The organism is Streptomyces sp. NPDC048338, from assembly GCF_043201055.1.
In the GTDB taxonomy this organism is placed as follows: domain Bacteria; phylum Actinomycetota; class Actinomycetes; order Streptomycetales; family Streptomycetaceae; genus Streptomyces.
The window spans coordinates 500,849-515,289 of record NZ_JBICYQ010000003.1 but is presented as its reverse complement, the minus strand read 5'-3'; the positions used below and the strand labels follow the sequence as shown (position 1 = coordinate 515,289).

Genomic DNA, 14,441 nt, shown 5'->3' with positions numbered 1-14,441 from the left:
CCCCCGGGAACGCGGCGAGGGCCGCCGCACCCGACACGTACACGAGGTACGGATCGGGTGCGGCGGCCCTCAGGGCGCTGCCGGGGGCGGTCAGCCGCCGCCCAGGAAGCCGGCGCCGCCATTGGGTCTGCCGCCACCGCCGGTGTCGGTCGGTGTCGGCGTCGGCGTCCCCGTGGAGCCGCTCGTCGTCCCGCCGCTGTCGTTGCCCGAGGTGGCCCCGCCGTCCTGACCACTGGTGGTGCTGCACTGCCAGTCCCAGACGTCACAGGTCTTGCCCGGCTTGCCCGGGGTCCGGCTGGGCGTCGTCGGGGGAGTCGTCGACGGGGTGTCGGACGGGGTCGGCGACGGAGTGTCGGTCGGCGTCGGGGTCGGGCTGACGGCGCCGCCGCCGTACACGGGCTCGGTGTCGAGGTCCTCCGGCTCGGGGAAGGACATGACCTTCTCGCCCTTGAGCACCGTGCTCATGTAGTCGTTCCAGATCTGCGACGGGAACGACGAGCCGTGGATCTTGGGCTGGGCGCCGGTGCCGTACATGGACTCGAACTTGCGCTTCGTGTTCTTGGCGTTGTCGTCGAAGCGGTACATGTCGATCGCCGTGGACAGCTGCGGGGTGTAGCCCACGAACCAGGCGGAGTTGTTGCCGTCGGTCGTACCCGTCTTGCCGGCCGCGTCGCGGTCGTCGAGCCTGGCCTTCTTGCCGGTGCCCTTCTCGACGACGTCCTTGAGCACGTCGGTGATGTTGCTGGCCACCGCGGTGGAGAAGACCCGCTTGCCCACGGTCTTGTGCTCGTAGATGACCTGGCCCTTCTCCATGACCTTCGTGACGGAGAACGGGTCGTTGCGCTCGCCGTTGTTGGCGAAGGTCGCGTAGGAGCCGGCCATCCGGATCGCGCTCGGGTCGGAGATGCCGAGGGAGAACGACGGCACGTTCGCCTTCACCAGCGAGCCCTCGAGCAGCCCGGCGTCGACGGCGGCCTGGCGGACCTTGTCGATGCCGACGTCCATGCCGAGCTGGACGTACGGGGAGTTGGCGGAGCGGATCATGGCCTCACGCAGGGTCATGTCCTTGTAGCTCGCGTTGTCGTCGTTGACCTGGAGCCACTCGTTGCCGTTCTCGTCGTGCCAGACCGAGCCGTCGTAGCGCTTGATGCGGAGCTTGTTCTGGCCGTTGTAGCGGGCCGTGTCCGGGTCGACCAGCTTCCGGCTGGAGGCGTCCTGCACGTCGCCCCCGTCCTTGTCCCTGACGCCGTCCTTCATCGCGGCGGCCAGCACGAAGGGCTTGAAGGTCGATCCGACCTGGGCACCGGTCTGGTCGGCGTTGTTGGTGAAGTGCGTGGTGGCGTTGGCTCCGCCGTAGATGGCGACGATCGCACCGGTCCGCGGGTCCACCGAAGCGCCGCCGAACTGGACGTGGGTGTCCTCCTTCGGGCGCTTCTTCGGGTCGATGTGCTCGGTGTAGATCTTCTTGACGGACTTCTCCAGGGCGGTGACCTTCTTCTTGTCGAAGGTCGTGTAGATCTCGAACCCGCCGCGGGCGAGGTCCGTCTCCGTCTTGCCCTGGTCGTTGTTGTTGATGAAGTACGCCTTGGCGAGGCTCACCAGGTAACCGGTCTGGCCGCCCAGCGCGGCGCTCTTCTTCGGCGGCAGCGGGTCGGGGAACTTGTCCTCGCCGAGGAACGGCTGGGCGTCGGCCGACGAGAGGTGACCGTCCTTGACCATCTCGGAGAGGATCCAGCCCCAGCGCTCCTTGGCGCGCTCGGTGTTGGCGGCGGGGCTGGCCTTCGGGTCGATCTCGGGGTAGCCGGCCGGGTCGTAGTACGTGGCTCCCTTGAGCAGCGCGGCGAGGAACGCGCACTCGCTGGGGTTCAGCTCCTTGGCGTCCTTGCCGTAGTACGTGCGGGCCGCCGCCTGGATGCCGTAGGCGCCACGGCCGTAGTAGGCGGTGTTGAGGTACCCCGCCATGATTTCTTTCTTGTCCATGTCGGTGCCGACCTTGATGGAGATGAAGAGTTCCTTCACCTTCCGGCTCAGGGTCTGCGACTGGTCGGCGAGCCGGTTGTTCTTCACGTACTGCTGGGTGATGGTCGAGCCACCCTGGGTGTCGCCGCCCTTGGCCATGTTCCACACGGCGCGCCCGATGCCCATCGGGTCGACGCCGGAGTCCTCGCGGAACGTCTTGTTCTCGGCCGAGATCACCGCGTTCTGCATGGCCAGCGGGATGTTCTCGATCCCGATGATCTGCCGGTTGACCTCACCACCGGTCGCGGCCATCTGCGTGCCGTCGGACCAGTAGTAGACGTTGTTCTGCGCCTTGGCGGCCAGGTCCTCGTTGGGCACGCCCACCAGCGCGTACGCGACGGTCGCCGCGCCCATCAGGCTGCCGAAGAAGGCCAGGCAGAGGCCCGTCGCCAGCTTCCAGGACGGCATCCAGCGGCGCCAGCCGTACTTGCCGTACCTCGGGTAGTCGATCAGCCGCTTGCGGCCGGGCGGAGGACCGCCACGCCCACCCCGGCCGGGGCCGCCCTGTCCGCCGCCGCCACCGCCGCCACGGCGCCCACCGCCGTTGCCCCCGGGACCGGCGTTGTCGGGGCCGCGGCGCCGGCCGCCGCCACCGCGCTGCGCGGCACGGCGGGCCTCGGCCCGGCCACCGTAGGGTCGCTCCTCCTCGTACCCGGACGAAGGAGATCCGGTACTGACGTCCCGCGCCTGGGCCGGCCTGCGGCCCGTGGGCTGCTGGGCGGCGCGCCGGGCCGCCGCACGTCCGCCGGCGGGCGGCTGTTGCTGCGGCATTCTGCGACGGTGCTCGCTCATCGAACGACTACTCCTCGGGCAGGCGCGTACGCCTGGAAGCGGCAGTTGAGTTCCGGTCCCCCCGAAATGCGCAGGAACGCACCTCGTGGGAGGCAGTTCCGTGCTGCAGCCGGTCACCTGGATCACTGACGTCTCGCGGCGTCGCCTGGTTCCCGATGGTCTGCATGCCGCACAGACTACGCACGGTCAAAACCTGCCTAGGGGCTAAGTTCACCCCAAATCAGGCAAGTCGATTGCTGTGAATTGATGATGTGACGCCGGTCACGGCGGCCTCACTTGTCGCAACAGAATCGTCGTTCTATCGTCAGGATGTATCGAGTCGATACATCAGTACGGCATAAGGGTCCCGATGGCGGAGGAGGCGACGGATGAGCAGACGCTCCGGAATCCTTGAGTTCGCCGTCCTCGGCCTGCTCAGGGAAGCCCCGATGCACGGGTACGAGCTGCGGAAGCGGCTCAACACGTCACTGGGAATCTTCCGGGCCTTCAGCTACGGGACCCTCTACCCCTGCCTCAAGACGCTGGTCGGCAACGGCTGGTTGATCGAGGAGCCCGGCAGCGCCCCGGAGGACGCGCTCGCGGCATCACTCGCAGGGCGCCGCGCCAAGATCGTCTACCGGTTGACGGCGGAAGGTAAGGAGCACTTCGAGGAGCTCCTCTCCCACGCCGGCCCGGACGCCTGGGAGGACGAACACTTCGCCGCCCGCTTCGCCTTCTTCGGTCAGACCGAGCGCGAGGTGCGGATGCGCGTACTGGAAGGCCGCCGCAGCCGGCTGGAGGAGCGCCTGGAGAAGATGCGCGCCTCACTGGCCCGGACCCGCGAGCGCCTCGACGACTACACGCTTGAGCTGCAGCGCCACGGAATGGAGTCCGTGGAGCGCGAGGTGCGCTGGCTGAACGAGCTCATCGAGAGCGAGCGGGCGGGGCGGGATCAGCGATCCGGCCCCGACGCCCCCGAGGGCGCCGCTCAGCAGGACAACGATTCTGGAGAAACGGGCGGCCTGCCCCGGCACGGGGGCAGTACCCGGCCGGATCCGTCCGACGACACCGCCAAGTGAAACCCTGCGACCTGCAGGGCTTCCACGATCACACAGGGAGCAACCGGAAATGGGTTCGGTTCGCGTAGCCATCGTCGGCGTGGGCAACTGCGCCGCCTCGCTGGTGCAGGGCGTCGAGTACTACAAGGACGCCGACCCGGCGACCAAGGTGCCCGGCCTGATGCACGTCCAGTTCGGCGAGTACCACGTCGGTGACGTCGACTTCGTCGCCGCCTTCGACGTCGACGCCAAGAAGGTCGGCCTCGACCTCTCCGACGCCATCGGCGCCAGCGAGAACAACACCATCAAGATCTGCGACGTCCCGAACAAGGGCGTCACGGTGCAGCGCGGCCACACCCTCGACGGTCTCGGCAAGTACTACCGCATGACCATCGAGGAGTCCGCCGAGGAGCCGGTGGACGTCGTCCAGATCCTCAAGGACCGCCAGGTCGACGTGCTGGTCTGCTACCTGCCCGTGGGCTCCGAGGACGCGGCGAAGTTCTACGCGCAGTGCGCCATCGACGCCAAGGTCGCCTTCGTCAACGCCCTCCCGGTCTTCATCGCCGGCACCAAGGAGTGGGCCGACAAGTTCACCGAGGCCGGTGTCCCGATCGTCGGCGACGACATCAAGTCCCAGGTCGGCGCCACCATCACGCACCGCGTGATGGCGAAGCTGTTCGAGGACCGCGGTGTCCGTCTTGAGCGCACCATGCAGCTCAACGTCGGCGGCAACATGGACTTCAAGAACATGCTCGAGCGCGACCGCCTCGAGTCGAAGAAGATCTCGAAGACCCAGGCCGTCACCTCGCAGATCCCCGACCGCGAGCTGGGCGAGAAGAACGTCCACATCGGTCCGTCGGACTACGTGGCCTGGCTGGACGACCGCAAGTGGGCGTACGTCCGCCTCGAGGGTCGCGCGTTCGGCGACGTCCCGCTGAACCTGGAGTACAAGCTCGAGGTGTGGGACTCCCCGAACTCGGCCGGTGTCATCATCGACGCCCTGCGCGCCGCGAAGATCGCCAAGGACCGGGGCATCGGTGGCCCCATCCTCTCCGCGTCCTCGTACTTCATGAAGTCCCCGCCGGTGCAGTACTTCGACGACGAGGCCCTGGTCAACGTCGAGAAGTTCATCAAGGGTGAGGTCGAGCGCTAAGCGCCCCACCCACGCTTCGCACGAGTGCCCCCGGCCTGTCGTCCGGGGGCACTCCGCGTATGTGAGTCTTGCTGCCATGTCCGTCGTACGTGATCTGCGCGTACTCCTGCGCCTGACCGACTTCCGCCGCCTGCTCGCCGTCCGCCTGCTCTCGCAAGCCGCCGACGGCGTCTACCAGGTGGCGCTGGCCACGTACGTCGTCTTCTCCCCGGAGAAACAGACCTCGCCGGCCGCCATCGCCTCGGCCATGGCCGTCCTCCTGCTCCCCTACTCGCTCATCGGCCCCTTCGCCGGCGTCCTGCTCGACCGATGGCAGCGCCGCCAGGTCTTCCTCTACGGCAACCTGCTCCGCACCGTCCTGGCCTGCGGCACCGCAGCCCTGATGCTCGCCTCGGTGCCGGACTGGCTCTTCTACGCCTCCGCCCTGTCCGTCACCGCCGTCAACCGCTTCGTCCTGGCCGGCCTCTCGGCCTCGCTGCCGCGCGTCGTCGACGAGGAGCGGCTGGTCGTGGCCAACTCCCTCTCCCCGACCGCCGGCACTCTCGCCGCGACGCTGGGCGGGGGGCTCGCGTTCGGCGTGCGTCTGATCTCCTCGGAGTCCGATGCCGCGGTGGTCGCTCTGGGTGCCGTCCTCTATCTCTGTGCCGCTCTCGCATCGCTGCGCATGTCCCGCGAACTCCTCGGCCCGGATCCGGAGCAGGTGCAGACCTCACTCACCGCCGCCTTGGGATCGACGGTACGGGGGCTGACGGCGGGACTGCGCCACCTCGCGGAACGGCGCCCCGCGGTGCAGGCGCTGGCCGCGATGACCCTGGTGCGCTTCTGCTACGGCGCGGTGACCGTGACCGTGTTCATGCTGTGCCGGTACGCCTGGAGCAGCACCGAGTCCAAGGGACTGGCCCTGCTGGGCCTCGCCCTCGCCCTCTCGGGTGCCGGCTTCTTCGCGGCCGCGGTGGCTTCCCCCTGGGCGGTGGGACGCTTCGGTCCGTTCGGCTGGATGGCCGCCTGCGCGGGAACCGCGGCGGTCCTGGTACCCGCCCTGGGGCTCACCTTCGCTCCGGCGCCGTTCCTGGTTTCCGCCTTCGTCCTCGGCCTGATCACCCAGGGCACCAAGATCGCGACGGACACCGTGGTGCAGACGACGGTGGACGACGCCTACCGGGGGCGGATCTTCTCGCTCTACGACGTGCTCTTCAACGTCGCCTTCGTCAGCGCGGCGGGGGTCGCGGCCCTGATGCTGCCGCCCGACGGTCGCTCCGCTCTCCTGATCACCATGGTCGCGTCCCTGTACGCGGCGAACACTCTTCTCCTGCTGCGCCGACGCGATGAGGGGTGATGTTTCACGTGAAACATCACCCCTCATCGCGTCCACGCCGTCGATGTTTCACGTGAAACATCGACGGAACCGACTCAGCCCTGAGCCGTCCACCACTCCTTGAGTGCCGCGACGGCAGCCTCGTGCTCCATCGGCCCGTTCTCCAGGCGCAGCTCCAACAGGAACTTGTACGCCTGACCGACGGCCGGGCCCGGGCGGATCCCCAGCACCTCCTGGATCTGGTTGCCGTCCAGGTCGGGCCTGATCGAGTCCAGCTCCTCCTGCTCCTGCAGCTGGGCGATCCGCTCCTCCAGGCCGTCGTAGGCGCGGGAGAGAGCACCTGCCTTGCGCTTGTTGCGCGTCGTGCAGTCCGAGCGGGTCAGCTTGTGCAGCCGCGAGAGCAGGGGACCGGCGTCCCGCACGTAGCGACGCACCGCGGAATCGGTCCACTCGCCGGTTCCGTAGCCGTGGAACCGCAGGTGCAGCTCCACCAGGCGCGAGACATCCTTGATCATCTCGTTCGAGTACTTGAGCGCCGTCATGCGCTTCTTGGTCATCTTCGCCCCGACCACCTCGTGGTGGTGGAAGGAGACCCGGCCGTCCTTCTCGAAGCGGCGCGTGCGCGGCTTGCCGATGTCGTGGAGCAGGGCCGCCAGCCGCAGCACCAGGTCCGGCCCGTCCTCCTCCAGGTCGATCGCCTGGTCCAGGACGGTCAGGGAGTGCTCGTAGACGTCCTTGTGCCGGTGGTGCTCGTCACTCTCCAGTCGCAGCGCGGGCAGTTCCGGCAGCACCCGCTCGGCGAGGCCGGTGGTGACCAGCAGGCCGAGGCCCTTGCGAGGGTGGCTGGAGACCAGGAGCTTGTTGAACTCGTCCCGGACCCGCTCCGCGGAGACGATCTCGATCCGGTCGGCCATCTCCGTCATGGCCGTGACGACCTCGGGAGCCACCTCGAAGTCCAGCTGGGCGGCGAACCGTGCGGCACGCATCATGCGCAGCGGGTCGTCGGAGAAGGACTCCTCGGGGGTTCCGGGGGTTCGCAGCACCCGCGCGGAAAGATCGTCGCGGCCACCGTGCGGGTCGATGAACTCCTTCTCGGGGAGGGCGACGGCCATGGCGTTGACCGTGAAGTCCCGCCGGACGAGGTCCTGCTCGATGGAGTCGCCGTAGGAGACCTCCGGCTTGCGCGACGTCCGGTCGTAGGCCTCGGAGCGGTACGTGGTCACCTCGATCTGGTAGCCGCTCTTCTGGCAGCCGACCGTGCCGAAGGCGATCCCGACCTCCCAGACCGCGTCGGCCCAGGGGCGGACGATCTTGAGGACGTCCTCCGGGCGCGCGTCCGTGGTGAAGTCCAGGTCGTTGCCGAGCCTGCCGAGCAAGGCATCCCGGACCGAGCCGCCGACCAGCGCGAGGCGGAATCCCGCCTCCTGGAAACGGACGGCGAGGTCGTCGGCGACAGGGGAGACGCGCAGCAGTTCGCTGACCGCGCGGCGCTGCACCTGGCTCAGTTCAGTCGGGGTGTCTTCGTTGGCGTTCGGCACAACAGAAAAGGGTACGTGCCCCGGCCCCTGGTGACGTCCTCGATTTCCCGCGGGACCGGCCGCTCGACCCGCGAGGACCCATCGGCTGGAGCAGTCCCCGGCACTTGGCCACAGCGTGCCTCGTTACCATGCCTGGACACAGCAACCGGAAACCACCGACACCACTGATACGACGAGGATGGGCGAACGCGTGGCCGAGGCGGCAGACATCCAGGGGACCTCACCCTCTCCTGCCCGTCGATGGCTGCGGCGGGCGGTGGCGTTCGCCGCGGCGGCGCCGTTGCTGGCCGGACTCCTCCAGCTGCCGGCCGCTCCCACGGCGGTCGCCGCCGGGACGGTCGCAGCCCAGGCCGCCCCCACCGGATCCCGCACCGTCGCTGTGTCTCTCGACACGCTCACGCCGAGCGCGCCGGTCGAGGGCGACACCCTGACGATCTCCGGCACGCTGACGAACCAGGGCAGGCAGACGATCACGGATGCCACGGTGGACATCCGGGTCGGTCCCCGGATGACCAGCCGCAGCGAGATCGAGCAGGTGGCCGGTCGGACCGGTTTCCGCCCGGACAGCGACCCCGCGGCCCTGGGTGGCGCCTACACCCTCAAGATTCCGCGGCTTGCGGCCGGGCTGGCCCAGGAGTTCACGCTCGCGGTCCCCGTGTCCAAGCTCGGCCTCGACGAGGAGGGCGTCTACCAGCTGGGCGTCTCTCTGACCGGCCACACCGCGGCGCAGCCCGGTGACCGGGTCCTCGGCATCAAGCGGACCTTCCTCCCGTACCAGCCCGATCCCGCCGAGAAGAAGACCCGGCTCACCTACCTCTGGCCGCTGATCTCCACATCCCATGTGGCCGCGCAGACCGGATCGGACGACCAGCAGACGCCCGTCTTCGAGAGCGACGAGCTGGCCGGCGAGCTCGCCCCCGGCGGGCGGCTGGAGCAGATGGTCGCGCTGGGCAAGGACCTCCCCATCACCTGGGTGATCGATCCGGACCTGCTGGCCACCGTCGACGCCATGACGAAGAACTACCGCGTCAAGAGCGGTGCGGGCGAGGTACCCGGCCGGAACCAGGCCGTGGCCAAGCAGTGGCTGGACTCCCTGGAGAAGGCCGTCGCGGGAGACAAGATCGTCGCCCTGCCGTTCGCCGACCCCGACATCGCCTCCCTGGCCCACTCGGGGAAGAGCGTCCCGGGCTCGCTCAGCAACCTCCAGACCGCGACGGAGCTGGCCGGGTCGACCGTCGAGACCGTCCTCCACGTGAAGCCGTCCACGGACTTCTCCTGGCCGGTGGACGGCGCCGTCGACCCTTCGATCATGGCCGTGGCCACCTCGGCCGGCGCCCGCAAGGTGATCGCGCGCAGCGACAGCTTCCGGGACGACCTCCCGTACACGCCCACGGCCGCGCGCCCCATCGGCGGAGGCACCACCGCCGTCGTGAGCGACGCCTCCCTCTCCACCGCCTTCGAGGGCGACATGCTCCGCACCGGGAACGCGACGCCGGCCGTCCAGGAATTCCTGGCCCAGTCGCTCGCCGTGACCCTGGAGCAGCCGGACCGGCAGCGCAGCATCGTCGTCGCTCCGCAGCGCATCCCGACGCCCTCGCAGGCGCAGACCATGGCGAGCGCGCTGCGCGGGCTGTCGGCCAAGCGCTGGACCGAGCCGCTGGACCTGCTGGCCGCTGCCGAGACGACGTCCCCGGAGGCCTCGACCAGGGTGCCCGGCGCCTCCCGGTATCCGCAGGAGCTGCGGAAGCAGGAGCTGGGCCTCGAGGCGTTCCGCCGGATGCGGGAGACGCGGGAGGGCCTGGACGACTTCAAGGTCATCCTGACCCAGCCGGACCGTGTGGTGACCCCGTTCGGCACCGCGATCAGCCGGGAGATGTCGACCTCCTGGCGTGGCCGGCCCGAGGCCGCCGGCGCGTACCGGACCCAGGTGTCCCGCTACCTCGAGGGCATCACCGACGAGGTCAGGCTGATCGAGAAGTCCGACCTCACCCTGTCGGGCCGCAGCGCGACCATCCCGGTCACGGTGCAGAACAAGCTCCTGCAGGGCGTCGACCACCTGGTGCTGCGACTGACCTCCAGCAACAAGACCCGTCTGCAGCTCAACGGCGACGAGCCCTTCGCGGAGCTGCCGGTCAAGATCGGCGCCGGCCACAGCCAGTCCGTGAAGTTCCCCGCTTCGGCCAACGCCAACGGCCCGGTCCCGATGACGGCCCAGCTCTACACGGAGGAGGGCGAGCCGTACGGTGACCCGATCACCTTCACCGTGCGGGTCTCCGAGATCACCTCGACGGTGATGCTCGTCATCGCCGGTGGCGTGCTGCTGCTCGTCCTCGCCGGGGTACGGATGTACACCCAGCGGAAGCGCGCGGCGGCCCGAAACTCCGAGGCAGAGACCACGGAGAGCGACGGCCCGGAGCAGCCGAGTGACCCTGTGCCGGACACCGGTCCCGAAAGCGGTGACCCGTCCGGCGCGGGTGAGAAAGTGGACCGTTGAGCGATGTCGTGGCCGGTCGGCCGGGGACGATGAGGTGGGGTAACCATGAACGCGCCGTACGACGGTGACCGCGGCCAGGGCGCGGGCGGCACCGAGCCGTCCGGCGGCACGCCTGCGGGCCCCCAGGGACCCGGCCGAGCGCCGATGCCCCCGCCGCAGCCCGCCCCCGACCCGCACGGAGAGAATCCGTACGCCCAGGACCCCTACGTCCAGGACGCCTACGCCCACGACCCCTATCGGGCCCAGGACCTGTCCTCACAGGACCCGGTGGGAGAGGCGCTCTACGACCGCGCCGCGCACCCGCCGCCCCCGCCGGGCACCTACCAGGAACCGCAGCCGCTCTACCAGCAGCCGGCGTCGCCTCCGCATGCCCCGGACCCGCGGGTGTGGGCCCAGACCCCGGCACCCGAGCCGGACGGCCCGTCGCGCCACCTGCCCTACGGCGACGACGCCCGCACGGTCCAGTTCACCGGCGTCGACGACCTGGTCACCCGGGCCGGGGACGAGGAACCCGAGCCGGATGCCTTCGCGCACCTCTACCGGGACCAGCAGACCCCGGGGCAGGTGCCCCCGCCCGCTCCGGAGCCGAACCCGATGCCCGCGCCCGCACCGAAGAAGTCCGGCCGCGCCTCCGGCCTGCTGAAGTCGAGCGCGGTCATGGCGGCCGGCACGCTGGTCTCCCGGCTCACCGGCTTCGTCCGCAGCCTCGTGATCACGGGCGCGCTGGGCGCCGCCCTGCTCGGTGACACCTTCACCATCGCGTACACCCTGCCCACGATGATCTACATCCTCACCGTCGGCGGTGGCCTCAACTCGGTCTTCGTGCCGCAGCTGGTCCGCTCGATGAAGGACGACGAGGACGGCGGCGAGGCGTACGCCAACCGGCTGCTCACCCTCGTCATGGTGGCGCTCGGCGCGATCGTGGCCATCGCCGTCTTCGCCGCCCCGCTGCTGATCCGGCTGATGTCGAACACCATCGCCGACGACGCCGCGGCCAACAGCGTCGCGGTCACCTTCGCCCGCTACTGCCTGCCCACCATCTTCTTCATGGGTGTGCATGTGGTGATGGGTCAGATCCTCAACGCACGGGGCAAGTTCGGCGCGATGATGTGGACCCCGGTCCTCAACAACATCGTCATGATCGTCACCTTCGGCCTCTTCATCTGGGTCTACGGGACATCCGCCGAGTCCCACATGGGCGTGCAGACGATCCCGGACGAGGGTGTCCGGCTGCTCGGCATCGGCACCCTGCTGGGCCTGGTCGTCCAGGCCCTGGCGATGATCCCCTACCTCCGCGAGACCGGCTTCCGCTTCCGTCCTCGCTTCGACTGGAAGGGCCACGGGCTCGGCAAGACGGTCAAACTGGCCAAGTGGACCGTGCTGTTCGTGCTGGCCAACCAGGCCGGTGTCCTGGTCGTGACCCAGCTCGCCACCGCGGCCGGTGAGGAGTCCGGCAGGAACGGTGCCGGCTTCCTCGCCTACTCCAACGCCCAGTTGATCTGGGGCATGCCGCAGGCCATCATCACCGTCTCCGTCATGGCCGCCCTGCTGCCGCGCATCTCACGCGCCGCGCACGACGACGATCCGGGTGCCGTCCGGGACGACATCTCGCAGGGCCTGCGGAACTCGGCCGTCGCGATCGTGCCGGTCTCCTTCGCCTTCCTGGCCCTCGGCGTCCCGATGTGCACCCTGCTCTACGCGTCCAGCGGTGTCGAGGCGGCCCAGGGCATGGGCTTCATCCTGATGGCCTTCGGCCTCGGTCTGATCCCGTACTCGGTCCAGTACGTCGTCCTGCGCGGCTTCTACGCCTACGAGGACACCCGGACGCCCTTCTACAACACGGTCATCGTCGCCGCGGTCAACGCGGCGGCGTCGGCGGCCTGTTACTTCGTCCTTCCCGCCCAGTGGGCCGTGGTCGGCATGGCCGCCTCCTACGGTCTCGCGTACATGGTCGGCGTGGGCGTCGCCTGGCGCCGGCTGCGCAATCGCCTGGGGGGCGATCTGGACGGTGCCCACGTCATGCGAACCTATGCACGTCTCTGCCTTGCCTCGGTGCCTGCGGCGGTCGTGGCCGGTGCGGTGGGCTTCGGACTTCTGAAGCTTCTCGGGGAGGGTGCTCTGGGTTCGCTCGTCGCCCTTCTGGTGGGCGGAGCGGTCCTGCTGGGTGTCTTCTTCGTGGCGGCGAAGCGCATGCGGATCGAGGAGCTGAACTCCATGGTCGGTATGGTCCGCGGACGGCTGGGACGCTAGGAAGGCAGTCCCGCACAACCATCGTCGGCCGCCGCGTGTCGTGCATAGCGGCCGACTGTGGGCACAATTGGCATGGCTGTTGGATGTGGCGCAACGGATGGGGAGGCAGGAACGACGGTGGCGGAACGTAGCACGGCTGCCGTCGACGTGGCCGACAACAGCGGTGACGACCCGCTGACCGCGAAGGCGGAGAAGGCCGCGACCGACGGGGTGGCGGAAGAGCAGGACACGGCGGACACGACCGCCGACGACGCAGAGAACAAGGCCGGCGACCGGCAGAACGGCGAACAGTCCTCCATCGAGACTCCCGAGCTGCACAGCGGCCACAAGCTGGCCAGACGCTACCGGCTCGAGGAATGCGTCACTCGTCTGGACGGATTCAGCAGTTGGCGTGCCGTGGATGAGAAGTTGCGGCGTGCGGTCGGGGTCCATCTCCTGCCTGCCGACCATCCACGAGCGCGTTCGGTGCTCGCCGCGGCCCGCTCCTCGGCGCTGCTCGGTGACCCCCGCTTCGTCCAGGTCCTCGACGCCGTCGAGGAGAACGACCTCGTGTACGTCGTGCACGAATGGCTGCCCGACTCCACCGAACTGACGACCTTGCTCGCCGCCGGCCCACTGGAGCCGCACGACGCGTACCAGCTCGTCAGCCAGGTGTCCCAGGCCATGGCGGCGGCCCACCGTGAAGGGCTCGCCCACCTCCGGCTCACCCCCAGCGCGGTGCTGCGCAGCTCCTCCGGTCAGTACCGCATCCGTGGTCTCGCCGTGAACGCCGCCCTGCGCGGCATCAGTGCCGAACGCCCCCAGCGCACGGACACCGAGGCGATCGGCGCACTGCTGTACGCGGCGCTGACCCAGCGCTGGCCGTACGACAGCGACGCCCACGGCCTCTCCGGCCTTCCCAAGGGCGTGGGGCTGCTTCCCCCCGACCAGGTGCGGGCAGGGGTCCATCGCGGCCTGGCCGAGATCGCCATGCGCGCCCTGGCCAACGACGGTGCCACCGCCTCGCGCCAGGAACCGCCGTGCACCACGCCGGACGAGCTCGCCAAGGCCGTGGCGGCGATGCCCCGCATCCGCCCGCCGGAGCCCGAGTTCCCGGCTCCGCCGGAGTACCAGCGCACCACGTACCAGCAGGGCAGCTACGGGCGTCCGCAGCAGCAGGCCGGTCCCGTGGTGACCCAGGTGATGGCGCCTCCGCCACCGCCGCTGCAGGGCCGCACGGGCAAGGCACTGAAGTGGGCCGTCTCGGCGCTGCTCATCGCCGCCCTGGGCCTCGCCAGCTGGCAGGTGGCGGACCGGCTCCTCGACCAGAACAACACGTCGGAGACGCCGCAGAACAACCAGCCGCAGGACACCGAGGACGAGAAGGAGGTCGAGATCGGGAAGCCCGTCGCCATCGTCGGGGCCCACGACTTCGACCCGCTCGGCGATGGTTCGGAGAAGCCTCAGGGGATAAAGAACGCCTACGACGGCGACCCGAGCAGCTTCTGGACCACCGACGGCTACTACAGCGCCGACTTCGGCCGGCTCAAGGAGGGCGTGGGTCTCGTCCTCGACCTGGGCAAGGCACAGCAGATCGGATCGGTGGACGTCTCCTTCGTGGGAGACACCTCCGTGGAGCTGCGCACTGCCCCGGCCGACGCCACGGCCGAACCGAACGCACCAGGTGCCTTCGCCACCCAGGCCAAGGGATCCGGCGGCAAGGTGACGCTGAAGCCCGCCAAGCCCGTGACGACGCGCTACGTTCTGGTCTGGCTGACCAAGCTGCCCGCCAACGGCGGCACCTTCCGCGGCAAGATCACGGATATCAAGATCACCAGCTGACGGCAGGGAGGGGAGGGGCTCA

At 69.4% G+C, this 14,441-nt stretch carries 8 protein-coding genes; 6 read left to right on the top strand and 2 right to left on the bottom strand.

Annotation, left to right across the window (positions count from 1 at the left end; all coding sequences use genetic code 11):
• Positions 1–90: 90 nt before the first annotated feature.
• Positions 91–2,811: a transglycosylase domain-containing protein gene (locus ACGFZF_RS09915; protein WP_393552705.1), complete on the bottom strand. Its 2,721-nt coding sequence runs from the start codon at positions 2,809–2,811 to the stop codon at positions 91–93.
• 368 nt (positions 2,812–3,179) lie between these two features.
• Between ACGFZF_RS09915 and ACGFZF_RS09910 the strand changes: the two genes are divergently transcribed.
• From ACGFZF_RS09910 to ACGFZF_RS09900, 3 genes are all read left to right on the top strand, one after another.
• Positions 3,180–3,869: a PadR family transcriptional regulator gene (locus ACGFZF_RS09910; protein WP_147978776.1), complete on the top strand. Its 690-nt coding sequence runs from the start codon at positions 3,180–3,182 to the stop codon at positions 3,867–3,869.
• 49 nt (positions 3,870–3,918) lie between these two features.
• Positions 3,919–5,001, top strand: coding sequence for an inositol-3-phosphate synthase (locus tag ACGFZF_RS09905; RefSeq protein ID WP_147978777.1), 1,083 nt, complete (start codon positions 3,919–3,921; stop codon positions 4,999–5,001).
• A 76-nt stretch (positions 5,002–5,077) separates the two neighbouring features.
• Positions 5,078–6,337 (top strand): MFS transporter, encoded by a 1,260-nt coding sequence (locus ACGFZF_RS09900; RefSeq protein WP_393552699.1) that lies wholly within the window; start codon positions 5,078–5,080, stop codon positions 6,335–6,337.
• 74 nt (positions 6,338–6,411) lie between these two features.
• Here the strand turns inward: ACGFZF_RS09900 and ACGFZF_RS09895 are convergent, their stop codons facing one another.
• The gene (locus tag ACGFZF_RS09895) at positions 6,412–7,854 is read right to left on the bottom strand and encodes a CCA tRNA nucleotidyltransferase (RefSeq protein WP_393552696.1); all 1,443 of its coding nucleotides are present in this window, start codon (positions 7,852–7,854) and stop codon (positions 6,412–6,414) included.
• A gap of 190 nt (positions 7,855–8,044) precedes the next feature.
• Between ACGFZF_RS09895 and ACGFZF_RS09890 the strand changes: the two genes are divergently transcribed.
• The 3 genes from ACGFZF_RS09890 to ACGFZF_RS09880 all read left to right on the top strand — a co-directional run bounded on the left by ACGFZF_RS09890 (position 8,045) and on the right by ACGFZF_RS09880 (position 14,419).
• On the top strand, positions 8,045–10,348 hold the full coding sequence (locus tag ACGFZF_RS09890; RefSeq protein WP_393552693.1) for a DUF6049 family protein: 2,304 nt from the start codon (positions 8,045–8,047) through the stop codon (positions 10,346–10,348).
• 45 nt (positions 10,349–10,393) lie between these two features.
• Positions 10,394–12,598: a murein biosynthesis integral membrane protein MurJ gene (murJ, locus tag ACGFZF_RS09885; protein ID WP_393552690.1), complete on the top strand. Its 2,205-nt coding sequence runs from the start codon at positions 10,394–10,396 to the stop codon at positions 12,596–12,598.
• Between the two features lie 117 nt (positions 12,599–12,715).
• Positions 12,716–14,419, top strand: a complete 1,704-nt coding sequence (locus tag ACGFZF_RS09880) for a protein kinase family protein (RefSeq protein ID WP_393552687.1) — start codon at positions 12,716–12,718, stop codon at positions 14,417–14,419.
• The last annotated feature ends 22 nt before the right edge of the window (positions 14,420–14,441 follow it).

Coding starts and splice junctions, on each gene's coding strand:
- ACGFZF_RS09905 (WP_147978777.1), top strand. CDS start 3,919: ATGGGTTCGGTTCGCGTAGCCATCGTCGGCGTGGGCAACTGCGCCGCC.
- murJ (WP_393552690.1), top strand. CDS start 10,394: ATGAACGCGCCGTACGACGGTGACCGCGGCCAGGGCGCGGGCGGCACC.
- ACGFZF_RS09915 (WP_393552705.1), bottom strand. CDS start 2,811: ATGAGCGAGCACCGTCGCAGAATGCCGCAGCAACAGCCGCCCGCCGGC.
- ACGFZF_RS09900 (WP_393552699.1), top strand. CDS start 5,078: ATGTCCGTCGTACGTGATCTGCGCGTACTCCTGCGCCTGACCGACTTC.
- ACGFZF_RS09910 (WP_147978776.1), top strand. CDS start 3,180: ATGAGCAGACGCTCCGGAATCCTTGAGTTCGCCGTCCTCGGCCTGCTC.